19 protein-coding genes are annotated in these 25,811 nt (G+C 67.5%); 18 read left to right on the top strand and 1 reads right to left on the bottom strand.

What is annotated here, in order from left to right; all coding sequences use genetic code 11:
- Nucleotides 1-106 precede the first annotated feature (106 nt).
- The 11 genes from QY307_08270 (at nt 107) to QY307_08220 (ending at nt 8,656) form a co-directional block, all read left to right on the top strand.
- Nucleotides 107-547 carry an Rrf2 family transcriptional regulator gene (locus QY307_08270; protein ID WKZ82074.1) on the top strand — a complete coding sequence of 147 codons (441 nt, stop codon included), beginning with the start codon at nt 107-109 and terminating at the stop codon, nt 545-547.
- A complete protein-coding gene (gene nosZ, locus QY307_08265; GenBank protein ID WKZ82073.1) occupies nt 544-2,520 on the top strand; it encodes a Sec-dependent nitrous-oxide reductase in 1,977 nt (658 codons plus the stop codon). The genes QY307_08270 and nosZ overlap by 4 nt, the downstream gene beginning before the upstream one ends.
- A 13-nt stretch (nt 2,521-2,533) precedes the next feature.
- Entirely contained in the window at nt 2,534-3,190 is a 657-nt protein-coding gene (locus QY307_08260; protein WKZ82072.1) for a cytochrome C, read from the top strand.
- Entirely contained in the window at nt 3,187-4,572 is a 1,386-nt protein-coding gene (locus QY307_08255) for a nitrous oxide reductase family maturation protein NosD (protein WKZ82071.1), read from the top strand. The genes QY307_08260 and QY307_08255 overlap by 4 nt, the downstream gene beginning before the upstream one ends.
- Complete coding sequence (locus QY307_08250) at nt 4,569-5,423, top strand: ABC transporter ATP-binding protein (GenBank protein ID WKZ82070.1); 855 nt, start codon at nt 4,569-4,571, stop codon at nt 5,421-5,423. Before QY307_08255 ends, QY307_08250 begins: the two co-directional genes overlap by 4 nt.
- Entirely contained in the window at nt 5,420-6,283 is an 864-nt protein-coding gene (locus tag QY307_08245; GenBank protein ID WKZ82069.1) for an ABC transporter permease subunit, read from the top strand. Before QY307_08250 ends, QY307_08245 begins: the two co-directional genes overlap by 4 nt.
- Nucleotides 6,280-6,762: a nitrous oxide reductase accessory protein NosL gene (locus QY307_08240; protein ID WKZ82068.1), complete on the top strand. Its 483-nt coding sequence runs from the start codon at nt 6,280-6,282 to the stop codon at nt 6,760-6,762. Before QY307_08245 ends, QY307_08240 begins: the two co-directional genes overlap by 4 nt.
- A 17-nt stretch (nt 6,763-6,779) precedes the next feature.
- Nucleotides 6,780-7,172 carry a cytochrome c gene (locus QY307_08235; GenBank protein ID WKZ82067.1) on the top strand — a complete coding sequence of 131 codons (393 nt, stop codon included), beginning with the start codon at nt 6,780-6,782 and terminating at the stop codon, nt 7,170-7,172.
- A 98-nt stretch (nt 7,173-7,270) separates the two neighbouring features.
- On the top strand, nt 7,271-7,441 hold the full coding sequence (locus QY307_08230; protein ID WKZ82066.1) for a hypothetical protein: 171 nt from the start codon (nt 7,271-7,273) through the stop codon (nt 7,439-7,441).
- Between the two features lie 43 nt (nt 7,442-7,484).
- On the top strand, nt 7,485-8,327 hold the full coding sequence (locus QY307_08225) for a hypothetical protein (GenBank protein ID WKZ82065.1): 843 nt from the start codon (nt 7,485-7,487) through the stop codon (nt 8,325-8,327).
- 2 nt (nt 8,328-8,329) lie between these two features.
- A complete protein-coding gene (locus QY307_08220; GenBank protein WKZ82064.1) occupies nt 8,330-8,656 on the top strand; it encodes a hypothetical protein in 327 nt (108 codons plus the stop codon).
- 69 nt (nt 8,657-8,725) lie between these two features.
- Here QY307_08220 and QY307_08215 read toward each other — a convergent pair whose 3' ends face one another.
- Entirely contained in the window at nt 8,726-9,940 is a 1,215-nt protein-coding gene (locus tag QY307_08215) for an arginine deiminase (GenBank protein ID WKZ82063.1), read from the bottom strand.
- 68 nt (nt 9,941-10,008) lie between these two features.
- Between QY307_08215 and QY307_08210 the strand changes: the two genes are divergently transcribed.
- The 7 genes from QY307_08210 to QY307_08180 all read left to right on the top strand — a co-directional run bounded on the left by QY307_08210 (nt 10,009) and on the right by QY307_08180 (nt 25,754).
- Nucleotides 10,009-10,299 carry a hypothetical protein gene (locus tag QY307_08210; GenBank protein WKZ82062.1) on the top strand — a complete coding sequence of 97 codons (291 nt, stop codon included), beginning with the start codon at nt 10,009-10,011 and terminating at the stop codon, nt 10,297-10,299.
- A complete protein-coding gene (locus QY307_08205; protein WKZ82061.1) occupies nt 10,299-11,984 on the top strand; it encodes an amidase family protein in 1,686 nt (561 codons plus the stop codon). The genes QY307_08210 and QY307_08205 overlap by 1 nt, the downstream gene beginning before the upstream one ends.
- A gap of 295 nt (nt 11,985-12,279) precedes the next feature.
- Nucleotides 12,280-18,183: an LAGLIDADG family homing endonuclease gene (locus QY307_08200; protein WKZ83781.1), complete on the top strand. Its 5,904-nt coding sequence runs from the start codon at nt 12,280-12,282 to the stop codon at nt 18,181-18,183.
- Nucleotides 18,184-18,300: 117 nt separating this feature from the next.
- Complete coding sequence (locus QY307_08195; protein ID WKZ82060.1) at nt 18,301-18,912, top strand: hypothetical protein; 612 nt, start codon at nt 18,301-18,303, stop codon at nt 18,910-18,912.
- Between the two features lie 8 nt (nt 18,913-18,920).
- The gene (locus QY307_08190) at nt 18,921-20,024 is read left to right on the top strand and encodes an XRE family transcriptional regulator (GenBank protein WKZ82059.1); all 1,104 of its coding nucleotides are present in this window, start codon (nt 18,921-18,923) and stop codon (nt 20,022-20,024) included.
- Nucleotides 20,025-20,100: 76 nt separating this feature from the next.
- Nucleotides 20,101-23,061 (top strand): DEAD/DEAH box helicase family protein, encoded by a 2,961-nt coding sequence (locus QY307_08185; GenBank protein WKZ82058.1) that lies wholly within the window; start codon nt 20,101-20,103, stop codon nt 23,059-23,061.
- A 2-nt stretch (nt 23,062-23,063) separates the two neighbouring features.
- The gene (locus tag QY307_08180; protein WKZ82057.1) at nt 23,064-25,754 is read left to right on the top strand and encodes a site-specific DNA-methyltransferase; all 2,691 of its coding nucleotides are present in this window, start codon (nt 23,064-23,066) and stop codon (nt 25,752-25,754) included.
- Nucleotides 25,755-25,811: the final 57 nt, after the last annotated feature.

Below are 25,811 nucleotides of genomic sequence, written 5' to 3'. Positions count from 1 at the left end.
GGCCCCATCGGGTCGAAAGACCCGGTACCCAGGGGACCTTGGCCACTGAGCGCCGGGTCGGATTTGTGAAAGGGTTCACGAAGTTGCGGACTACGCAACTCAGGGAATGAGACTCGAAGCGACCCAACGCACCGATCTGGCAAAACGAGCCATCGACGCCCTCGACCGGGATGGTCGAGGGCTCAAGGGGCCCGACCTGGCCCGGCGCATCGGCACCACGATCCACTACCTGCCCCACGTCATGCGACCGCTGGTGACCAGCGGCTGGGTGACTTCCGAACCAGGGCCGGCGGGGGGCTACCGGCTCGACCCATCGGCGCAGGCGGGAACCATGTTGGAACTGATCGAGGCGGTCGAGGGGCCAGTCGACGACGGGAAGTGCGTGCTGCATCACGCCGCGTGTCCGTCACCCGAGCCTTGCGCCCTGCACGAGACCTGGAAACGGGCGCGCGACGTGATGGCGGCCGAGCTGCGGGCGGTGCCCCTGCTCGACCACACCGGAACGCCGGGCGGCGGTACAGGGACGACAAAGGGAGGAAACCAATGACCAACGCAACGCCTCCCCGGCTGCGGGCAGGACGAAGTCGCGCCATGGTGGCGCTTCTCGCCGTCCTGCTGGTGCTGGGGGCGTGCAGCGACGACGACTCGGGTAGCGGGTCCGACATCGCAGTCGAGAGGGGCTTCACCCAGGACCAGATCGACGCCGCACTGACGACGTGGATGCCGTCGGGTGAGATCGACCCCTACATCATGTTCGCTTCGGGCGGCCAGGGCGGCCAGGTGGCCGTCATCGGCGTGCCCTCGATGCGCCTGCTCAAGCTGATCGGCGTGTTCACCCCGGAGCCCTGGCAGGGCTGGGGCTACGGCGCCGAGGGGACCATGGAGGTCCTCGCCGAGGGGCAGGTCGACGGCAAGGAGGTCCTCTGGGGCGACACCCACCACCCGGCGCTCTCGGAGACGGCGGGGGATTATGACGGACAGTTCCTCTTCATCAACGACAAGGCGAACGCCCGTGTGGCCGTGATCGACCTGCGCGACTTCGAGACCAAGCAGATCGTGAAGAACCCCATCGCCATCAACGACCATGGCGGCACCAAGGTGACCCCCGACACCGAGTGGGTGATCGAGGGCGGTCAGTACGCCACGCCTCTCGGCTGGGAGTACGCCCCGATCGGTGAGTACGAGACCACCTACCGGGGAATGGTGACGTTCTGGAAGTTCGACCGAGAGGCAGGCCGGATCGACCCCGAGGCCTCGTTCGCCATGGAGCTGCCGCCCTACTGGCAGGACCTGTGCGACGCCGGCAAGCTGGTGTCGGAAGGCTGGGTGTTCTGCGGATCGCTCAACACCGAGATGGCCACCGGAGGCATCGAAGACGGCAACCCGCCTTTCGAGGCCGGTGTGTCGGCCCGTGACAACGACTATCTGCATGTGATCAACCTGGATGCGGCCGCCGCGGTGGCCGCCGCCGGAGGCACCGTCGAGGTGAACGGCTTCCCGGTGATCCCACTGCAGACCACGATCGATGAGGGCCTCCTCTACTTCGTGCCCGAGCCGAAGAGCCCGCACGGGGCGGACGTGGCGCCGAAGGGCGACTACATCGTCGTATCCGGGAAGCTCGATCCGCACGTCACGATCTACTCGTTCGAGAAGATCCAGGCGGCGATCGCCGCGGAGAACTGGGTGCTCGACCCGTTCGGGATCCCGGTGCTCGACTTCGACTCGGTGATGGAGGCGCAGGTCGAGCTCGGCCTGGGGCCGCTCCACACCGAGTTCGACGACAAGGGGTACGCGTACACCAGCCTGTTCCTGGACAGCGCCGTGGCTCGATGGAGCCTGGGGCCGCCGTACACGGACTCATGGGAGCTGGTCACCAAGACCCCCGTGCAGTACAACATCGGACACCTGGTGGCTGCGGAGGGCGACACGGTTTCGCCCGACGGCAACTGGCTGGTGGCACTGAACAAGTGGTCGATCGACCGCTTCTTCCACCCCGGGCCGCTGCTGCCGCAGAACTTCCAGCTGATCGACATCAGCCAGTCCGGCGAGATCATGCCGGTGCTGTACGACATGCCGATCGGATGGGGCGAGCCGCATTACGTGCAGATGATCAAGGCCGACAAGCTTCAGCCCTGGTCGATCTACCCGGAGGTCGGTTGGGATCCGCACACCATGAGCGTCAGCCCCGAGGCGCCGAAGAGCGGCGATGAGCGGGTGGTTCGCAATGGAGACACCGTCGAGGTGTTCATGACCGTGGTGCGCAGCCACTACAACCCGGAACGGGTCGAGGTGAAGGCCGGCGACCGCGTGATCTGGCACCTGACCAACATCGAGCAGTCGGTGGACGCCACCCACGGGTTCGCCGTTCCCGGCTACAACATCAACCTGAGCCTCGAGCCCGGGGAGTACGCCAAGGTGGAGTTCGTGGCAGACCAGAGCGGGGTGTTCCCGTTCTACTGCACCGAGTTCTGCTCGGCGCTGCACCTCGAGATGATGGGCTATTTCATGGTGACGCCGTAGGAGGGTGAGGAAGGTGAAGCTCGACCGGATACTGGGTCCCAGGGTCCCCAAGGACCTGGAGGCGTCGGAACTCAAGGCGTACCGCACCCCCACGGTGCTGTTCACCCTCTCGGCGCTGCTGCTGGCGGTCTCGGTGGTCCTGCCCTACTGGACCCTGAACCTGAAGGCGCCTCAGTATCCGGACGGGCTCACCGTCCAGGCCTACGTCAACCGCCTCGAAGGCGACGTCGGCGAACTCGAAGGCCTCAACCACTACGTGGGGCTGGCCTCCTTCGAGGACGCCGCCCTCTTCGAGCGGTCGGTGGCCGTGGCCTCCATCCTGACCCTGGCCGGACTGCTCATAGCCGGCCTGTTCATCCACAGCCGGTGGGTGCTGCCTCTGGTGGCACCCGCCGTGCTGTTCCCGCTCTTCTTCCTGGCCGACCTCCAATACTGGTTGTGGAAGTTCGGCCACAACCTCGACCCGGCGGCTCCATTCGCCGATGCCGTCGGCGAGTTCACGCCCCCCGTCCTGGGTCCGGCCAAGATCGCCCAGTTCGACACCCTTGCACTGCCCGCCATCGGACTGATCGTGGCCACCGCAGCCGCCGTCCTGGCGGCGGTCGGGCTGTGGAAGCACCGCCAGGCCTGGAAGCCGCTGATCGAGAGCCAGGAAGCGGCAGAGACGTGAGTGCCTTCATCCCGGCGATCGGGGCGTCGCTGCTGGCCGCTTCGCTGGCGTTCTCGTCGGGATCCCCCGTCGTGGCCGAAGCGAATGTCGACCTGCAGGCCCTGATCGACGCCACGCCTTCGTGGGGAACCCTGACCCTCGCCCCGGGGACCTACCGGGGAAGGGTCGTCATCGACAAGCCGATCACGATCGACGGCGGGGGTGTGGCGATAGTGGACGGGCTCGGCGAAGGCAACACCATCGAGGTGACCTCCGGCGGCGTCGTCCTCAAGCGCCTTGAGATCCGGTCCACCGGGGACTCCCTGGACCGGGAGAACGCCGCCGTCAGCGCCACGGCGGCACCCGGACTCACCGTCGAGGACTGCGTCTTCGAGGACGTGTTGTTCGGAGTCTTCTCGCGGGAGTCTCCGGGAACGGTGGTGCGCCGCAACGTCATCGGGGCCAAGGATCTCGAGGTGGGACGGAGGGGCGACGCCCTGAGGCTGTGGGAGAGCCCCGGTTCGCTGGTCGAGGGCAACACCGTTGCCGGCGGTCGCGACAGCGTGATCTGGTTCTCGGACGGGACCGTGGTCCGCGACAATCGTTTCACCGGAGGCAGGTACGGGCTGCACTTCATGTACGACCATGGTGTGATCGTCGAGAGGAACCAACTCGAGGGGAACTCGGTCGGCGCCTACCTCATGTACTCGAGCGACATCGAGTTCCGGGACAACGTGGTGGCGGGCAACCACGGTCCCTCCGGTTACGGGCTCGGCCTCAAGGATGTCGACGGCGTCACCGCAGATGGGAACCGCTTCGTGGGGAACCGCGTGGGGATCTACCTCGACAACTCCCCGGTCGGATACGACGTCCACCAGTACTTCAGCGGGAACCTGGTCGCCTTCAACCAGGTGGGGGTGCTGTTCACACCCTCGGTGCAACGCAACCACTTCTCCGGCAACGCCTTCGTGGACAACCGGGAGCAGGTGGGTGTAAGCGGAACCGGAACCTTCACGGGCAATGAGTGGACCATCGACGGCGTGGGCAACCATTGGGACGACTTCGGGGGTTACGACGCCGACGGGGACGGCATCGGTGACATCCCCTACCGCCTCGCCGATCTCTACTCGACCCTGACCGACCGGCATCCCGAGATCGTCTTCTTCGCCGAGACCCCGGCAGCGAGTGCCATCGCCCTCACCGCCCGGCTCTTCCCCGCCCTGCGGCCGGAACCCAAGGTGATCGACGAGGCCCCGCTCATCTCCATGCCGGAGATGGAGCCGCCCGTCGCCGGCATGGAGGCGCCCCACGCCCGGGGCCTGATCTCGGCATCGCTGGCGATGCTCGCCATGTCCGCACTCCTGGTGACGGCGTCGCGCCCGGCCCGAAGGTTGCGCCCATGATCCGGATCGAGGGGCTCACCAAGCGTTACGGGAAGTCGACCGTCGTCGACGGGTTCGACCTGCAAGTCGGTGGTGGCTCGACCGTCGCCCTCTGGGGGCCCAACGGGGCCGGCAAGACCACCGTGCTGCTCTGCATCCTCGGCTTCCTCCACTACGAGGGGACGGTCGAGGTGGGCGGGTTCGACGCCCGATCCGAGGGAAAACGGGTCCGGTCCCTCGTCGGGTATGTGCCCCAGCGCCCGGGGTTCTACGACGACCTGACCGTCGAGGACACCCTCGCCTTCTCGTCGGGACTGCGCCGCCTGCAAGGCGCCGGCGTCTCCGAGGCGGTCGAGCGGGTCGGGCTCGGTCCGCACCGCAACAAGCGGGTGGGGGCGCTCTCGGGCGGAATGCGCCAGCGCCTGGCACTGGCCGTCGCCCTGCTCCCCGACCCGCCGGTCCTGCTCCTCGACGAGCCGACCTCGAACCTCGATGCCGCCTCGCGCGAGTCGACGGTCCGCCTGCTCGAAGACCTGAGGGGCCCGGATCGGCTGCTGGTGATCACGTCGCATCACCTCGAGGAGGTGGCGATGCTCGTCGACCGGGTGGTGGTGATGGACGAGGGCCGCACCGTCGACGAGTGTGCCCCTCACGAGCTCTCGGAGAGGCTCGGTCTGCGCTCCTGGCTCCACCTGGTCCTCGACCCGGAGGCGGTGGAGCCCGCCTCGCTGATCCTGGCGGCGCTCGGATACACGGCGCGCCTCAACGGCCGCGGGCTGCTCGTCGACCTGCCTCCGGAGGCCAAGGGAAAGGCGGTCGCCGCCCTCGAAGGCGCCGGGATCGCGGTGCTCGACCTGGAGGTGTGGCGATGACCACGGCCGTGCGCGCTGCCCCGCCCGCCTTCGAGGCATCCCTGGTGGGCACGATCGCCCGCAAGGAGCTGCGCGACGCCATCCGCAACCGGTGGTTCTGGCTGTACGCCGCGGCGTTCGCCGGCCTGGCCGCGGTCCTGGCCAACCTGGCCCTTCCCGGCGCCACCGTCGCCGGATACGGGGCCTTCGGCCGGAGCGCATCGTCCCTGGTCGCCCTGGTCCAGCTGATCGTCCCGCTGATGGGCCTCACCCTCGGCGCCCAGGCCATCACCGGCCAACAGGAGCGGGGGACGCTGCGGTTCCTGCTCTCCCACCCGATCAGCCGCACCGAGGCATTCCTCGGCACCTACCTCGGGCTGGTGCTGGCGCTGTTCGCCACGATCGCCGCCGGGTTCGGCGCCGCCGGGCTGGTCACCGGGCTGCGAGGCGGGGCGGCCGACGCCGCCGCCTTCACCCGCATCGCCGCCCTCTCCTGGGTGCTCGCCGCCGGGATGCTGGCACTCGGGATGCTGGTCTCCTCGTTCACCCGGAAGTCGGGGGTGGCGATGGGCTCGGCGCTGTTCCTGTGGCTGGGCCTGGTCTTCCTCGGAGACCTGGGGCTGATGGGCACCGCCGTCGCCACCAGGATGCCGGTGTCGGTCCTGTTCTTCTCGGCGGCGGCCAATCCGGTCGAGGCGTTCCGGCTGGCCACCCTCACCTCTTTCCAGGGATCGCTCGACGTGCTCGGGCCGGCGGGGACCTATGCAGTCGACCGCTTCGGCGATGCGCTCGACCCGATCCTGATCGGGGTGCTCGTCCTGTGGGTGATGCTTCCGGTGACGGCGGCATGGGCCCGGTTCACGAGAGGAAAGGACATATGAGAAGAGCTCTCCTGCTGCTGCTGGCGCTGGGTCTCACCGCCTGCGGCGGCGACGACGGCGCCGGCCGACCCCCCGAGATCGTGTACGGACGGGATGTCTGTACCGAGTGCGGGATGATCATCTCCGAGGAGCGGTTCGCAGCCGCCTACGAAGTGGAAGGGGAGGACAAGGCCTTCGACGACGTCGGCGACATGCTCGCCCACGGTCTGCGCCAGGGCGAGCTCGGTTCGGAGACCGCCGCCTGGGTCCACGACCACGACACCTCGGAGTGGCTCGATGCGGCCACGGCCTGGTTCGTCCACGACGCCGATATCGTGACCCCGATGGGCCACGGCATAGCCGCCTTCTCCACCCGGGAGCGGGCGACGAGCTTCGCCACCGAGTTCGGTGGCGAGGTCATGACCTGGGACGATCTGCTGCTGACTGCAGGCTCCATGCCGGCCGACCACGACCACTCCACCCACGACCAGACACCATGAACACGAAAGGGAGACAGATGAGACGACCGATGATCGCCCTGGCGGCGCTCGCCATCGCAGTCGCCGCATGCGGCGGAGGCGACGGCGGCGACACCACGGCGGCCACCACCACGACCGCCGCCGCCACCGGGGACGCCACCAACGGCCTGGCCCTGTTCAACGGGACCTGCATCGCCTGCCATGGCGAGGGCGGGGTCGGTGTCGAGGGCCTGGGCAAGCCGTTCGTGAACTCCGAGTTCATCGGCGGGATGTCCGATGCCGATCTGGTGGCGTTCGTCACCGTCGGCCGTGACACCTCCGACCCGGAGAACACCACCGGTGTGGCGATGCCGGCCAAGGGCGGCAACCCGGCGCTGACCGAGGCCGACCTGTACGACATAGTCGCCTACCTGCGAACCCTCCAGGGCTGAGCCACAGCGACGCGCCGGTGCCGCCTCGAGGGGCGGCACCGGCGCGTCTGGAGCCCTCGACCCTCGCCGCCGCGGGCCCGGTGGCGTACTGTGCCCCCATGGCACCCGAAACCATCACCTGCATGGAGTGCGCCGGTACCGCCCATAGGGTCACCACACCGCCACCCGATCTCGGCTTCGAGCCGGGAGACGTCATCACCTACGTCTGCGAGGACTGTGGTCAGCGAATCGATCTGGTCGCCGGCGACGATGACGAGCAGCCTTCGTGACCGTGGGCTAGCGTTCCGCAGTAGGACGAGCAGGGACGGAAACATGCGAAGACTGGGCAGGTTGCTCCTCGCCATCGCCATGGTGGTGGTGGTGGGAGTGCCGCAGCTGGCGTTGGCTCAGGAGGATCAGGAACCCGTCGTCGACCTGATGGAGTTCATCCCGGAGCAGTTCCGCGACGACTTCACGGATCGAAACGGCGACGGCATCCCGGACATCGGTGAGCTTCCCCCCGAGGGGATCGCCGGAATCTGGGACGACAAGGTGGGCGAGGTATCCGAGGACGGCTTCCTCGAAGCGGTGAGTGGTGATTTCGACGACGCCGACGACGGCTCGAGCCTCACCGGGCCCTGCAAGGGGGTCGTCATCTCGTACGACGACAAGGGCAACTCGGTCGATGCCATGTTCGATCGTGGCGGCCCGGACCCGCTCTACGACGTCTACGGCAACCAGAAGATGACCCGCAGCAACCCGCTGAAGGTCGACACCCGGGGAGTGCTGGTCTACTACGGGTCGAGCATCCCGGAGACCTTCCACGACCACCGCTGGTTCCTCAAGGCCGAGGGCGTGTTCCAGGACGACGGCGGTGATCCCAACCCCAGGGACAAGAACCGCAACGCCGGTTCTGTCGACTTCGGTGACCTTCTGCCGTTCTCCTTCACCGCCCTCATCAAGGCGAAGGGGGCATGGGTGGACCAGTGGGGCGCCGCCGAGCTGCCCGAGATGGAGTCCTACCCGGAGCCCAACTGCGTCGGTGAGGGGTGGGTGCAGTTCGTCGGGCCCAACCCGCTGAGCACCCCACCCGGGATCCTCGCCCTGATGCTGGCAGCGGCCGGCTTCACCGGGGTGCTGTTCAACGCACGACCCGCACTCTCCTGGAGGGAATGACGATGAGCGAGATGACACTGCAACGTCACCCGATAAGGGGTTTCATCTGGGGGCTGGTGACAGGAGCCGGAGTGGGTCTGCTGCTGATGGTGCTCAGCGTCGTGCCCCTGTCGATCCCGGCGCTCATCACCTACACGGGCGTGTCGGCGGTCCTGGGAGTCCTGTGGGGCTCGTTCGCACCGCCGAAGAAGCCCAAGGGGGCGCCGGCCGCCCCGCCGGCGGCGGCGTACGAGCCTCCGGCGGCAGCGTACGAGCCTCCGGCGGCGTACGAGCCTCCGGCGGCGTACGAGCCACCACCGGAGACCGAGGCGGATCCGACCGAGGACTGAGAATGCCACGCACCTGCGGCCCGAGCGCTGCGACCCGGGCCGCAGCGCGTCGCGCAAGGTCCCGGCAGATCAGACCGGGTCGCGTTCGACGGGTTGGGTGAGACAACGGCTCCCGCCCCGGCCGCGGCACAGCTCGGACGAGTCCAGCTCGAGCACCTCGATGCCCGCCTCTCGCAGCCGCTTGTTGGTCTCCACGTTGCGGGCGTATGCGATCACCACACCCGGCTCCACCGCCAGGGTGTTGTTGCCGTCGTCCCACTGCTCACGCGCCTGCCCGACGGCGTCGCCGCCGGTGGTGATCACCCGCAGGTGGGTGCCGAGCGCCGCCTCGATCTCGGCCAGCAGCCCATCGGTCTCCGAGACCTGCAGTCCGCCCATCGGGCCGGGCTCCACCCGAAACACCTGCATCTCGGTGAGGATCCCGGGGAAGACGTTCACCGCATCCCGATCGACGAGCGTGATGACCGTGTCCAGGTGCATGAAGCTGCGCTCCCGGGGGAATCGGGCGACGATCACCCGCTCGGCGGCCCTGGCCTCGAAGAGCCGGCCGGCGATGGCCTCGATGGCGGCCGGTGAGGTCCGCTCGCCCGAACCGATGAGGACGGTGGTGTCGTCGACCACGAGGATGTCGCCACCCTCGATTGTGGCCGGGAAGGTGTCGAACTCCCGGTCCCCATACCAGACGGGGAAGCCGACGTCCCGGAACCGAGGGTGGTTGCGGTAGACGGAGGACACGATGAGCGACTCGGGACGGCGCACCGGCCAGGCGAGGATCGAGAACACCAGTCCGCCATCGACCCAGGCGGCGTTGTCGCGCATGAACATCATGTTGGGCAGCGGTCTGATCACCGCCTGATGACGGTCGGCGGCGAAGTCGGCGAAAAGCCCCCCTAGCCCCCAGTCGGAGAGCTCCGAGGCGAGGACTCCGGAGAAGAGGGCGTCGAGGAGGCGCTCGGTGTCGGCCTGGCGGAACTCGTGGCGCAGGTGCTCGGAGAGGCGCTCTCCCACCAGCGACGGGGTGACCACACGATCGATCACTGTTCCACGGGTTCCCGGATCGTCGAGGACGTCGCGCAGGAGATCCCGCACCTGGAGCACCTCGACCCCCCTGCCCTCGAGCAGTCCTACCAGCCGGTCGTGTTCCTCCTGGGCGCGCTGCAGCCACAGGATGTCGTCGAACAGGTATCGCTCCCGGTTCTCGGGGGTGAGACGAGCCAGTTCGGGGCCGGGGCGATGCACCATCACGGTGCGAAGTCGACCTATCTCGGAGGTGATGGAGGGCATGGCGACAGTCTGCCACGGAGTCTGGGCCTCCCTGGTCTACGCTGACCGCCAACCGACTGGAGGAGACGATGATGCGCCGGCGCACGATGCTCGTGGCCGTCGTTGCGGTGGCGATGCTCGCCGCAGCCTGCGGCGACGACGACAACGGGGGTTACTCCGACGAGATCCGCAACTCGTACCTGGGCGGATGCACCACCGAGCAGAACCAGGCGTTCTGCGAGTGCACCCTGGACGAGATCGAGAAGCGGTGGAGTGAGGAGGAGTTCATCAAGTTCGCCATCGAGGCGTCCGAGGAGCCCCCGGAGGAGTTCTTCGAGATCGCCTTCGCCTGCCTGGGCGACGCCGACCTCGGCGGCTGATGATCCGAGTTCGTGATGAGGGCCCCGGGTCACCCGGGGCCCTCATCCGTTTCCTGGCCGCCGTGCTCGTGGTGGCTGCGTGTGGAGGCTCGACTTCGACCACCGCCTCCACCATCGCTCCGACTGCCTCCGCTGCGACGACGCTCCCGGCGGCCACCACCACGGTGGCCCCTTCTACCTCCACCACGACCACCACCCTGGCGGCGGTCCCCCTTCCCACCCCCTTCGACCCCCTGGGAGCCACCATCCAGGAGATCCAGGACGCCATGGAAGACGGCACGATCACCTCCGTCGCCTTGGTCGAGTTCTACCTGAACCGAATAGCCGCCTACGACGACCGGGGACCCTCGCTCAACGCAGTCCTCACCCTCGACCCGAGCGCCAGAGAAGAGGCAGCCGCCCTCGACGCCGAGCGTCGACGGCAAGGGCCGCGCAGTCCGCTCCACGGCATCCCGATCCTCCTCAAGGACAACATCGGGACCGCCGACATGCCGACCACCGCCGGGACGGTTGCGCTCGCAGGGTTCGTCCCGGTGGCCGATGCCTTCCAGGTTGCCAGGCTGCGCGCCGCCGGGGCGATCATCCTGGGCAAGACCAACCTCCACGAGTTCGCCCGGGACATCACCACCGTCTCCTCGCTGGGCGGCCAGACCCGCAACCCCTTCGACCCGACCCGCAACCCGGGGGGGTCCAGCGGCGGCACCGGCGCCGCCATCGCCGCCGAGTTCGCCACCGTGGGCCTGGGCACCGACACCTGCGGCTCGATCCGGGTGCCGTCGGCCCACAACCACCTCTACGGCCTACGTCCAACGCAGGGGCTCTCGTCACGCACCGGGGTGATGCCGCTCTCCTTCTCCGAGGACACCGTCGGGCCGATGGCCCGCTCGGTGGCCGACCTGGCGATCGTGCTCGACCTCACCGCCGGCTACGACCCCGACGACCCGCAGAGCGTCGTCACCAACGGTTCCTACCTGGAGGCGGCGGTCCCCACCGGTCTGGAAGGCAAGCGGATCGGCGTCCTGGAGTCCCTGTTCGCCGACGCCGACCCCGAGGTGGTCCGGGAGGTCCGGGCGGCACTCGACCTGATGGAGGCCCACGGGGCCGAGGTGGTGAACGGCGACGTCCCCGGCCTGGCGGGGCTCAGGGGCAGTGCCACGTCGGTGTTCCTCCGGGAGTTCCGCACCGCCTTCGATGCCTACCTCGCCGGGCAGCCCGAGGCCCCGTTCGCCTCGCTGGCCGCCATCGTTGCCACCGGGATGTACCACCCGTCCCTCGACGATCGCCTGCAGTCGGCCCTGTCGGCCACCATCGACGACGCCGCCTATCGCGACGCCCTGCGGAGGCGGGAGCAGGTCCGCAGCGCCGTGGAGTCGTTCATGGAGGCCCACGACCTCGACGCCCTCGCCTACCCGGCGATCCGTCGCCCGGCTGCGAAGATCGGGCAGCGCCAGTCGGGGAGCAACTGCGCCACGGCCTCGCTCGGCGGGCTGCCAGCTCTGGTGGTCCCGGCCGGCTTCACCGACGCCGGGCTGCCCGTCGGCCTGGAGCTCCTCGGGTCCTCGTTCACCGAGGAGACGCTGATCGCCATTGCCGCCGGCTACGAGGCGCAGGCGCCTCCACGGAGTCTCCCTCCGACAGCGCCGCCGCTCTTCTGGGCGGATCCGTGGCATCCGGCACTCCCTTGAGGCGGACGCGAAAACTCCCCAGCCCGTCACCTTGACCGACGCCACCCCGGTGCGCTACAACCGGTGCGCGGACCCCTTCGGCCCCGGAGAGGTCATCTTCCCCGCACTCGGATGGGCGTCGGCGCGCCGTTTCCGAAACTGCTTGACGCATGACACGCGTGTAATTACAATCGCTGGTTACCTCAAGCAGTGGTGGTAGGTAGAACCATCACCACAACATGTAGGGGGTGTGGACAAGTTTCCCTCTTCGGGAGCACCACGGGAAGCGGCGGGCGAGGCGAGCACGGGAGGCATCATGGGAGACGGGCTGCGGGTCAGGCGATACTTCACGAAGGCCGGTGAGGACCCCTTCGCCTCGGTGGAGTGGGTGCGGCGCGACTCCCGTATCACCAACCCCGACGGTTCGGTCGTCTTCGAGTTGAAGGATGCCGAGGTGCCGGCCTCGTGGTCGCAGGTGGCCGCCGACATCATGGTCTCCAAGTACTTCCGCAAGGCGGGGGTCCCCCAGCAGAACGCCGACGGCACCTGGAAGGTCGACGACCAGGGCCGCCCGGTGCTGGGCGCCGAATCAAGTGCCCGCCAGGTCATCCACCGCCTCGCCGCCACCTGGCGCCATTGGGGCGAGCGCAATGGCTACTTCGCCACCGACGCCGATGCCCAGGCATTCCAGGACGAGCTCTCCTACATGCTGGTCAACCAGATCGCCGCTCCCAACAGCCCGCAGTGGTTCAACACCGGGCTCAACCACGCCTACGGCCTCACCGGCCCCGCCCAGGGCTTCTGGTACGTCGACCCGGAGACCGGCGCCGTGGAGCTCTCCCCCGACTCCTACACCCGCCCCGCCCCCCACGCCTGCTTCATCCAGTCGGTCAACGACGACCTGGTCAACGAGGGCGGGATCATGGACCTGTGGATCCGTGAGGCCCGGCTGTTCAAGTTCGGGTCGGGCACCGGGACCAACTTCTCCAGCCTGCGCGCCGAGAACGAGCCCCTCTCCGGCGGCGGCAAGTCCTCGGGGATCATGTCGTTCCTCAAGATCGGCGATCGCGCCGCCGGGGCCATCAAGTCCGGGGGGACGACCCGGCGCGCCGCCAAGATGGTGATCCTCGACGTCGACCACCCCGACATCGAGGAGTTCGTCGACTGGAAGAAGGTCGAGGAGGACAAGGTGCGGGCGCTGATCGCCGCCGGGTACCCCTCCGACTTCAACGGCGACGCCTATCAGACGGTCTCCGGCCAGAACTCGAACAACTCGGTGCGGGTGACCGAGGAGTTCCTGCGCGCCGTCGAGGAGGACGGCGACTGGAATCTCACCGCCCGCACCGACGGGAAGGTCATGAAGACCGTGAAGGCCCGCCACCTGTGGCGGAAGATCGCCGAGGCGGCGTGGGCCTGTGCCGACCCCGGGATCCAGTTCGACACCGCGATCAACCAGTGGCACACCTCGCCGGCGGGCGGCCGGATTCGGGCGTCCAACCCTTGCTTCACCGCGGACACGCGGATCGCCACCGATCGGGGTCTGATCCGGTTCGACGACCTGGTGCGTCGCTCGGCGGACGGCGAGACGTTCGAGGTGTACACGCACGATGCCACCAACCCCGAGGCGCCTGCCGAGACGGTTCGTGTCTCGCAGCCGACTCAGGTCATGGTCACCGGCCGCAACGAGATCCTCCGCCTCGAGTTCGCCGACGGGCGCACGATTCGCTGTACCCCCAACCACCGGTTCTGGACCCGCAACCGCGGGTGGGCGCGGGCCGATGAGCTGGGTGGCGACGACGAGATCCGCCTGCTCGACCAGCCCGTCGACTTTGGCATGGCCTCGTGGTCGATCCCGGTCTCCACGGAGCCCGCCGTGTATCAGGCCCAGACCTCCCGCCGCTACCGGGTGGAGCTGCCCGAGAAGTGGACCGAAGAGCTCGGGCACTACCTCGGGTGGCTCGTCGGCGATGGATCCCTCACCGCCTCGGCCGCCGTGACCGTCTACGGCACCGAGACCGAGCAGCAGACGGCCATGCTCCTCCATCGTGAGCTGTTGGCCGGCTTCAACGGTGGATATGCACCGAAGCCCGTCCGCATGTCCAACGGGACCATGCAGCTCCGAGCCGGCCGCGGTGCGATTCGGAAGTTCTTCGAGGCCCTGGGCGTGAACCCGTCGAGGTCGGCGGCGAAGCGGATCCCCTGGTCGATCTTCGCGGCACCCAAGCCGATCGTCGCCGCCTTCCTGCGTGGCCTGTACGACGCCGACGGGTGTGCCCACACCGGGTCCAAGAACCGCTACGTGGGTCTAGCGAGCGCCTCACAGGAACTGCTGCGCGACGTCCAGCAGCTGATCGACACCTTCGGCATACATGGACACATCTACGACGTCCAGGGAGGGGGAGACGGCTTCACCTACACCAACGCCAATGGTGAAGTGCAAGCGTACGCCTCGAGCCCGATGTTCGACCTGCGCATCACGGGAACCCACCTCGAGCGATTCTCGGCACTGATCGGGTTCGGTCTCAGTGAGAAGCAGGATGTGCTCACCCAGATGTTGCGCGAGCACGGACGTTACGCCACCAAGACCTGGACCGCGTTGCGGTCGGCAGAGCACGACGGGTTCGAGGTGACCTACAACCTCACCGAGCCGGTGAACCACTCGTACCTGGCGAATGGCGTGCTGGTCAGCAACTGCAGTGAGTACATGTTCGTCGACAACACCGCCTGCAACCTGGCCAGCCTCAACCTGGTGTCGTTCTGGGACGAGGACACCGGCGAGTTCGACGTCGAGGGGTACAAGCACGCCATCAGGCTGTGGACCGTGGTTCTGGAGATCTCGGTCACCATGGCGCACTTCCCGTCGAAGGAAATCGCCCAGGGGTCCTACGACTACCGCACCGTGGGCCTGGGGTACGCCAACCTGGGCTCGCTGCTGATGCGCCAGGGCGTCCCCTACGACTCCGACCGGGCGCGGGCGATCACCGGGGCGCTCACCGCCGTTCTCACCGGCGACTCCTACGCCGCCTCGGCGGAGATGGCAGAGGTGCTCGGCCCGTTCCCCAAGTACCCGGAGAACCGGGAGGCGATGCTGCGGGTGATGCGCAACCACCGCCGGGCCGCCCACGCCGCCGACCCCTCCGAGTATGAGGGGGTGACCCACCACGTCGAGGCGATCGACCCCGAGCACTGCCCGCCCGACCTGCTCGACGCCGCCCGTAACTCGTGGGACGTCGCCGTGGCCATGGGCGAGGAGCACGGGTACCGCAACGCCCAGGCGACGGTGCTGGCGCCTACGGGCACCATCGGCCTGCTCATGGACTGCGACACCACCGGTGTCGAGCCCGACTTCGCCCTGGTCAAGTTCAAGAAGCTGGCCGGCGGCGGCTACTTCAAGATCGCCAACCAGTCGATCGACCCGGCACTGCGCCGCCTCGGCTACGACGCCGAGCAGCGGCGCCAGATCGTCGAGCACGTCGTGGGCACCATGTCCCTGGAGGGCGACACCCCGGTGAGTCGGGCGTCGCTCCTGGCCAAGGGGTTCACCTCCGACGAGGTGGACGCCTTCGCCGCCACCCTCCCCGGGGTGTTCGAGCTGCGCCACGCCTTCAACGTGTTCGTCGTGGGCGAAGAGGCGTTGCAGCGGCTCGGGATCTCCGAGGGCGAGTACACCGGGTTCGAGTTCGACCTGCTGGCCACACTCGGATACACGCCGGAGGAGATCGAGGAGTCGAACCGGGTGATCTGCGGGGTGCAGACCATCGAGGGTGCGCCCCACCTGGACCCCGAGCACCTGCCGGTGTTCGACACCGCCAACCGCAACGGCAAGCACGGGAAGCGATTCATCCACTACACCGGTCACATCCGGGCGATGGCGGCGGCGCAGCCGTTCATCTCGGGAGCCATCTCGAAGTGCGTCACCGGCGAGACCCTGCTCGCCACCGGCGACGGCCTGATCCGGATCGGCAGCCTGCACCGCGACGAGTCCGCCGACTCGTTCCGGGACGAGATCATCGAGGTGGTGTCGCTGCACGGGACCCACAAGACCGACGCCTTCTACTACGGGGGTGTCCGCCAGGTGCGCTCGGCGGTGCTGCGGTCAGGCCATCGGATCACCGGCACCCCCAACCATCGCCTGCTGACGGCTCGCGACGGTGACCTGGTGTGGAGGCGTCTGGACGAGATCGAGGAGGGCGACCAGGTCGCCACCGCGTACGGAGCCGACCTCTGGTCGCCGCTGCCCGCCCGCTTCGACGACTTCGTCCCGTCACCGCCCTACGGGAACCAGAAGGCGGTGCGGCTTCCGGATGAGATGACCGACGACCTGGCGTTCCTGCTCGGTGCGTACGTCGCCGAAGGCCACATCGACCGCTCCACCTGGAGCATCACCGTCACCAACTCCGATGAGGGAGTCCTGAAGAGGGTGGCGGCGGCCTGGCGGTCGGAGTTCGGCGTGGAGCCGAGGATCACCCGCCCGGTCGATCGCTGCCCGGCCGTGGTCGTGTCGTCGAAGACCCTGGCCGAGTTCCTGGAACACCTCGGCTGTGGAACCGGTGCCGCCGCCAAGAGGATCCCCGACGCCGTGCTCCGTTCCCCCCGGTCGATGGTGCTCTCGTTCCTGTCGGGTCTCTTCCTGGACGGCTATGTGACCCTCGACCACACCGATCGGATGGCGATCTGCGTCTCCTCCAACGGTCTCCTCGACGATCTCCAGGCGGTGCTCACCAACCTGGGGGTGGTCCACGGGCGGGTGACCAAGCACGACTCGGTGTACGACAAGGACTTCGACGAGGTCTACGCCGCGGGAAGGTACGCCCGAATGCTGGCCCGCCTGGTGCCCTTCGCCGAGGCCCACAAGGCGGCCCGGGCCGAGGAGCTGATGGCCCGCCAGCACGCCCAGAGCACCGCCGACATCGTCCCCGGCATCGATCCGCGCCGGCTGTACGAGATGATCCCCCGGGGTCGATCGGGACGACACGGCTGGGGAGATCGCAGCCGGTTCTCGTTCCTGCTCGATCCCCGCACCGAGCATGTCTCGCGTCGCACGCTGGAACGGGTGGCGGCGCTGCCCGGGGTGGACCTCCCCGAGTGGCTGCACACCGTGCTCGCCGACGGGCTCCACTTCTCCCCGGTGGTCGCCGTCGGTGACGCCGGCGAACGAGAGGTGTTCGACCTGTCGGTTCCCGGGACGCATGCCTTCGTCGGCAACGGGATCGTCAACCACAACACCACGAACATGCCCAACGAGGTGACCGTCGAGGACATCGAGGAGGCCTACGCCCTGTCGGCCAAGCTCGGTCTCAAGGCGATGGCGCTGTACCGGGACGGGTCGAAGGCGAGCCAGCCCCTCTCGTCGACTTCGGCGGCGGGTGACACCAACGAAGAGGAGGACGAGGCGGTCGCCGAGGCGATCGAGCAGGAGGCCAGACTGGTCACCGGCACCTTCGCCCCCGGCGTGAGCCCCAGCCAGGCGTATCACGGGGTCAACCGGCCCCGGTTCCTGCTCCCGCTGCGTCGCAGCGGCTGGACGCAGGAGGCGAAGGTGGGCGGCCACAAGGTCTTCCTGCGGACCGGGGAGTACGACGACGGAACCCTCGGAGAGGTGTTCATCGACCTGGCCAAGGAAGGGGCGACCCTGCGCGGCATCCTCGGATGTTTCGCCATCGCCGTCTCCAAGGGCCTGCAGTACGGGGTGCCGCTCGAGGAGTTCGTCGAGTCGTTCACCTTCCAGACCTTCGAGCCCCGCGGGATGGTGGAGGGCCACCCCAACATCAAGATGGCGTCGTCGATCATCGACTACGTCTTCCGGACGCTGGGGCTCGAGTACCTGGGGCGCACCGACCTGGTCCAGGTCCCACCCAAGGACATCGGCGAGCTCCCCGAGCCGCCCAGCGGCATCGCCGTCGACGCCGGGGTGCAGCTCGGCCTGGACGAAGGCTCCCCGCTGGGCGCCACCGCCCCGATCAGCCACCCGGCGGTGGCCCCGGAGCCGGTGGAGACCGCAAATGGGAACGGTCACTCCAACGGCAACGGGCACACCGTGGCCAGGGAGGGAGTCGTGGCGGTGAGGACCGCCACCGCCACCCAGATGGCCTCGGTGCAGGCGGCGCTGAGCGACATGATGGGGGACGCCCCGCTGTGCGACACCTGCGGGCACATCACGGTGCGCAACGGGTCGTGCTACCGGTGCCTGAACTGCGGCAACTCGATGGGGTGCTCGTAGTCGGTTGCAACTCGCTTTAGTTTCTTGCGTTGATTGCACGGTCCTACTACACTTTTGCCCATGTACGAGGACATTATCTCGATCCCAATACACCTCCCACCCGGGCTCCTGCCGTCCATGATCCAGGCCGTGCGACGGGCACACGACCTGGCGGCCGATGATCATGTGCTCGAAGACGGCTACGACAACCAGACCTATGGGACGAGTGCGTACCGGCTCGCCTGGTACCACATTGAGCAGGAGGTCGCTGGAATCCCGGGGGTGTCGACGGTGCGTCGTGTTCCCGGCGTCCCTGGCGAGTCGTTCAGGGTGATCGTCGGTCACCACACGATCGGGGTGTACACCGGCAACTCGATGATGGGCAAGGATCCATACGCCTATGATTTCTCGCGAACGCCCCGACGTGCCCACGCGGCGCGATCCAATCAGCCACTATGGGACGAGGCGTATCTGGCGGGGCTCCAGCGGAAGGCATCGAACCCTGCCGACCTCAGAGAGCTTCATCTCGTCCACTACGGCGATCCCCTGCTCGGTGGGTGCCAGCACATCCACCTTGGCGCGCCCACCATGTACCTCGGCAACGAAACCTGGGGATGGGTGGAACGAGTGTGGGCGCTCGACGATGAGCGGGGCGGCACGAGCCGCATCTGGGATGATCGGACCCCACCGCAGCTACCCTCCCACGACGAACTGCAGGAACCGCAAGTCGAACTTCGCCTGAAGCATTAGGAGAGGTCATGAAGGCCCGTGCGATTGCTGCGGCTTTCGATCCGCGGCGTCTTGAGCTCGCGAGAACGGCGGCGGGGATCCTGAAGAAGGACCTCGCGGCCATGATCCAGGTAACGCCTTCGGCCGTGTCGCAATTCGAGGCCGGGCTTGCTCGACCGAGTCCCATCACAGTGCAGCGACTAGCGCTCGCGCTGGGCTTTCCGCCAACTTTCTTCGCTCACCGGCACGCCGTCCCAGAGGTCGGGAGCGCTGCCCATTTCCGGAGCCTCCGATCCACGACGCAGCGCGAACGGAGAATGGCGCTGGCACATGCAGTCCTGCTTTGGGATCTAGTACAGGAACTCGCGAAGTCTGTCGAGTTCCCCGATGTCGGTATTCCGCAGTTCGACGTTGGTGCGGGTGCCGGTCTCGAGGTGATTGAGGAGATAGCAGCTGTCACCCGACAGGAGTGGAGCATCGCACCCGGTCCCGTCTCGAATGTCGTCCGACATCTTGAGGCGAAAGGGACCCTGGTCACGCGCCTAACCCTCGATACCGAACGCGTAAACGCGTTCTCGTGTGACATTGGCAGCCGTCCGATGGTCGTACTAGCGGCTGACAAGAACAACAAGGAACGGTCAAGGTTCGATGCAGCGCATGAGTTGGGGCACCTGGTCATGCACCAGGATGCTGAGCCGGCCAATCCAGATGCGGAGCGACAGGCCAACTCGTTCGCTGCCGCGTTCCTCATGCCCGAGGGCGATATCCGCGATGAGCTGCCCAGCCGGTATGACCTACCGCGGTTCATCGAACTCAAGGGCCGATGGGGTGTCTCGATCCAAGCGCTGCTATACCGGTGCCGCACTTTGGGCCGGGTTTCAGACTCTGGATTCCGTCGTTCCATGGCGGCGTTCAGCTCCCAGTTCGGCCGCCGCACTGAGCCCGGGCCCGTTGGCACCGCTGAGCGCCCCACGCTTATCCGCAATGCGGTCGACCTCTACATCTCTTCCGGCCGCACGCTTGAACAGCTAGCTGACGCCAGCCAAGTACCAGTCCGCGTAATCGCGGACATTGCAGCATTGGAACCCGCTCTCCCCTCGGCCCGTCCAGATGGACCCTGGGAGAGTGCGTGAGACAGCGCGTCAGGCGACGCCCGGGCATGGACAGTTACTCCGCCCCCCTCTTCTCCCAGTAACTACCCTCCGCTCCGTGGCGCGGGATGTTCGTATCGACAATCCGATTCTGAACTCGCCGTTCGACGCGCCCAGCCGCCATCACAAGTTCGACGACGACGGGATCACCGACGAGATCGCCGAGTTCCGCCGACCCTCCTCGTACTTCGTACCGATCCCGGCGGCGAAGCGGAAGGGTGGGCAGCGAGCATTCGACACCGAGTGGACCGCCGACCGCGTGGAACCCAACCCGACCATCAACCGGATCCGGGAGCGGGTCGATCTATGGCACCGCGGCGGCTGGCTTCATGTCACCCCGACCACGCGCCGCCTCCTCGAGTACTGGAGCGACCCCGAACGGGAGCGCCGCCTCTTCTTCGCCCAGATCGAGGCGCTGGAGACCGCGATCTACATCACCGAGGTCGCCACCAAGGTCGGTGACGCCTGGATCCCCAACCTGCTGGCCGAGGAGTCCGCCAACGCCAACCCCGGCGTCCACCGGGTGGCCCACAAGATGGCCACCGGGTCGGGCAAGACGGTGGTGATGGGGATGCTCATCGCCTGGCATACGCTGAACAAGGCGGCCTCGCCGCAGGATGCCCGGTTCACCGATCGCTTTCTGATCGTCACTCCGGGTATCACCATCCGCGATCGGCTGCGGGTGGTGTTGCCGTCCGACCCGAACAACTACTACCGGGTCATGGACCTGGTACCGCCCGAGTTGCGGGAGCACCTGGGCCGGGCCCGGATCGTGATCACCAACTTCCACGCCTTCCAGCAGCGGGCCAAGCAGCAGTTGTCGAAGGTGCACAAGGCGCTGCTCCCCGAAGGCGCATTCGTGGAGTCACCCGACGAGATGGTGCGCCGGGTCACCCGGGAACTCGGCACCTCGTCGAAGCAGATCGTTGTGATCAACGACGAGGCCCACCACTGCTATCGCAGCAAGCCCGACCCGGTGCCCGACGAGCCGAAACTGGTGGGTGACGACCGCAAGGAGGCCGAGACCCGCGAGAAGGAGGCCCGGGTGTGGTTGTCGGGCCTGGAGGGGGTGCAGGCAAAACTGGGCATCAAGACGGTGTACGACCTGTCGGCCACCCCGTTCTTCCTGCGCGGCTCGGGGTACTCGGAGGGGACGCTGTTCCCGTGGGTGGTGTCGGACTTCTCGCTGATCGATGCCATCGAGGCCGGGGTGGTCAAGGTGCCCCGGGTGCCGGTGTCCGACGACCAGATGGCCGGTGACGGGGTTGCCTACCGCGATCTGTGGGTCCGCATCCGCGACCAGTTGCCCAGGAAGGGCCGCAAGGCCTCCGACGCCGAGGCCGATGTGCTGCCCGCCGAACTCGAAGGCGCCCTCCACAGCCTGTACTCGGACTATGAGAAGGCCTACCGCCGCTGGGAGGACTCCGCGGCCCGCACCCACGACGGGTCGACCCCGCCGGTGTTCATCGTGGTGTGCAACAACACCTCGGTGTCGAAGATGGTCTACGACTGGATCGCCGGCCGCGCGGTGCCCGGCCCCGACGGCGGCACGGTGGTGCAGGCCGGCGAGTTGCCGATCTTCTCCAACGCCGAGCGGGGTGCCTGGATCGACCGGCCCAACACCATCCTCATCGACTCCAAGCAGTTGGAGTCGGGCGACGCGATGTCGGCCGAGTTCAAGGCTGCGGCCGCTGCGGAGATCGAGGAGTTCAAGCGGGAGATCCGTCTGCGCTTCCCCGGCCGCGACCCCGACGAGATGACCGACGAGGATCTGCTGCGTGAGGTGATGAACACGGTGGGCAAGCCGGGCCGCCTCGGCGAGCAGGTGAAGTGCGTGGTGTCGGTGTCGATGCTCACCGAGGGCTGGGACGCCAACACTGTCACCCACATCCTCGGGGTGCGGGCGTTCTCCACCCAGTTGCTGTGCGAGCAGGTGATCGGCCGCGGCCTGCGCCGCCGCGCCTACACCCTCAACGACGAGGGCCGCTTCGACGCCGAATACGCCGAGGTGTACGGGGTGCCGTTCTCGTTCATCCCCGCCGCCGGGCAGACCACCGACCCCAAGCCGGGACCGATGCCCACCCGGGTGCGGGCCCTGCCCGACCGCGCCGACCGCGAGATCGCCTTCCCCCGGGTCATCGGCTACCGCTACCGCCTCGACGGGGAGCGTCTCGACGCCGACTTCGCCCCCGAACACCATCTCACCCTCACCGCCCGCGACTTGCCGACGAAGGTGGAGGTGGCCGGGATCGTCGGCGAGACCGCCACCCACACCCTCGACGACATCAAGCAGTGGCGGATGCAGCAGGTGGAGTTCGCCCTCGCCCGGCGGCTGGCGATGCGCTGCTTCCGCACCGAGGACGAGGCCGACAAGCCCTGGCTGTTCCCGCAGCTGCTGCGCATCGTGCGACAGTGGATAGCCGAGTGCGTCCACCTGGCCGACGGCGCCTTCCCGCAACTGCTGCGCATCGGCCGCTACGAGTCCGACGCCCTCGACAAGATCTACCGGGCCGTCGCCGGGTCCGAGGACGGCGACCTCCGCATCGAGGCCGTGGTGCTGCCCAACGACGCCGTCGGCACCACCGCGTTCGTGGACTTCGACACCACCAAACCGGTGTACGCCACTGCCGCCGACAGGTGCCACATCTCGCATGTGGTGGCCGACACCGAGTCGTGGGAGCAGAAGATGGCCCAGGTGCTCGAGACGATGCCCGAGGTGGACCGCTACGTGAAGAACCAGGCTCTCGGCTTCGCCATCCCCTACACCATCGACGGGCAGCACCGCTCCTACTACCCCGACTTCATCGCAGTGCTCGACGACGGACTCAACCTGATCGTCGAGGTGTCGGGGGAACGCAAGCGCGACAAGGAGGCCAAGGTGGACACGACCCGCAGCCTGTGGGTGCCGGCGGTCAACCGCCACGGCGGCTTCGGCCGCTGGGCCTTCGTCGAGATCACCGACCCCTGGGACGCCGAAGGCCCCATTCGCGGCGTGCTTGCCGGGGCACGGGGGGCTTGACCATGGCCGGCACGCCCCGTAAGAAGACCACCAAGCAGGTCGACACCCTCCGCCACGGCGACACCCGTCCCAACATCCCGACCGCCGAACTCGCCGACTTTGCCGCCGACCACGAGAAGCACCCCTCCACCATGCTCTACCCCCGCGACCCCTCCCTCGACCCGCAACTGGTGTGGCAGGGCAAGGACGAACAGGACGCCGCCGACCTCGCCGTCCCGGTCGTCCCGATCTACATCCAGGAGAAGATCGAACCCCGGGTGATCATCGACGACCTCCGCCGCGACTCGTCACAGCGCGAACCCGAGATGAGCCTGTTCGCCCAGTTCGACGGGGTCGAACCCGAGCATGTCCTCGACTTCTACCACCACGGCGCCAACTGGTCGAACCGCATGATCCTGGGCGACTCGCTGCTGGTGATGGCCAGCCTCGCCGAGAAGGAGCACCTGCGGGGCAAGGTGCAGATGATCTACCTCGACCCACCCTACGGCATCGAGTTCAGATCGAATTGGCAGGTGAGTACACGGGATCGCGACGTGCGCGACGGTGAGGCGAAAGACTTGGTTCGACAACCAGAGCAGGTCAAGGCTTTCCGCGACACCTGGGAGAAAGGCATCCACTCCTACCTCGCCTACCTGCGCGACCGCCTGGTTGCAGCGCGGGAGTTGCTCACGGAGTCGGGCAGCGTGTTCGTGCAGATCGGAGACGCGAATCTGCATGTGGTTCGCAGCCTGATGGACGAGGTGTTTGGCACCGAAAGCTTCGTGGTCACGATTCCATTCAAGAAGAAGGGGTCACAGAGGTCTGGCTACATCGATCCTGTTAACGATTACCTGCTTTGGTACACCAAGGAGCCGAGGAGCGCGAGGCCCGGTCCAAAGTTCCGGCCCCTATTCGCACCTCGCGGCTATTCAGGCGACGTCTTGAGGACATTCAGGCTCGTCGAGATGCCCGACGGCACAATCACGACCATCTCGGCTGTGCCAGCCGCGGAGACCGGGGAACTTGCCGACCTGCGGCTGGACCCGAGTCGCCTGGCGAGGGTGGCACCAGGAGCACGCCTACTGACTTCGGAGAACCTCACTGGGGGAGGCGTCTATCGAACGCAGGCTGTCCCTTTCAGTTGGGAGGGTATGACCTACTCGCCAAAGCAGGGGAACTCGTGGAAGCACTCCGCCATCACGGATGACGGCGCGTTGCCTGGGATGGCAAGACTCGGACTCGCCGGACGGCTGCTGGCAGCCGAGACAACCTGGCGATACAGAAGGTATTACGACGATTTCCCCTTTGTCGCCCTTGACAACTGGTGGGACAACCTCGGCGGTGCTGCCGACCCGATCTACGCGGTGCAAACCAACACGACGGTGGTCGAACGGTGCATCCTCATGACCACCGACCCCGGCGACCTCGTCCTCGACCCCACCTGCGGTTCGGGCACCACCGCCTACGCAGCCGAACAGTGGGGACGGCGCTGGATCACCATCGATACCTCCCGGGTGGCGATCGCCCTGGCCCGCACCCGGCTGATGTCCGCCCGCTACCCCTGGTACCTGCTTACCGACTCGAGGGAGGGTCGACTGCAGGAGGCGGAGATCACCCATGTCCCTCCGGCCGACTCGCCCACCGGCGACGACATCAAGCAGGGATTCGTCTACAAGCGGGCCCTCCACATCACGTCCACCACGATCGCCAACAACCCGGACATCACGGAGGGCATGACCCGCGAGGAGATCGACGCCGCCATCGCCCGCCACGCCGACCAGGAACTCCTCGTCGACCAACCCTACGAGGACAACAAGCGGGTGAGGGTGACCGGGCGGTTCACCGTCGAGTCGTTGTCGCCCCACCGGGTGCTCGACCCCGAGGCGGTGGAACGCACCGCCGCCGAAGTGTCCGCCGAACAGGACCCCCGCCGCGAGGGTTATGTGCCAATGATCCTCGCCAACCTGCGCAAGGCCGGTGTCCAGAACCGGGTGAAGCAGGAGCGGATGACGTTCGACACCCTCGAGCCTCACGCCGGCGAGTGGATCCAGGGCGCCGCCACCTACACCGACGCCACCGGCGAGACCCGCCGGGTGGCGATCTCGGTGGGCCCCGAACACGGCACGGTGGGACCGCTGCAGGTGAAGGAGGCCGCCAAGGAGGCGGTCAAGGGCGTCGGGTTCGATGTGCTCGTCGTGTGCGGCTTCGCCTTCGACGCCTCGGTGGACCAGATGGTCGGCCAGTTCGGCGACCTCACCATCCTCCCCACCCGCATGAACCCCGACCTGGCCATGGGCGACGACCTGCTCAAGAAGACCGGCGCCGGCAACCTGTTCATGGTGTTCGGCGAACCCGACATCCGCATCGAGGTGGGCAAGGACGGCCAGGTGGTCGCCGAGGTCAGGGGCATCGACGTCTACGACCCCACCACCGGCGAGATTCGCTCCGACACGGTGGACGACATCGCGGTGTGGTTCATCGACACCGACTACAACGGCGAGTCGTTCTTCGTCCGCCACGCCTACTTCACCGGTGCCGACGAACCCTACGACCGCCTGAAGAAGGCGCTCAAGGCCGAGATCGACGAGGAAGCCTGGTCCACCCTCTACCGCACCGAGAGCCGCCCCTTCCCCAAGCCGTCGACCGGCAAGATCGCCGTCAAGGTGATCAACCACTACGGCGACGAAGTGATGAAGGTCTACGAGGTGGGGTGACCAACGTTCGGAACGTGTCACGGCCACGGCATACGTTGCGCCAATGGAAGGGGCACA

It is taken from the genome of Acidimicrobiia bacterium, assembly GCA_030584185.1.
In the GTDB taxonomy this organism is placed as follows: domain Bacteria; phylum Actinomycetota; class Acidimicrobiia; order Spongiisociales; family UBA11373.
Note: the sequence above shows the minus strand (reverse complement) of the source record. Positions and strands in the feature narration are given on the sequence as shown.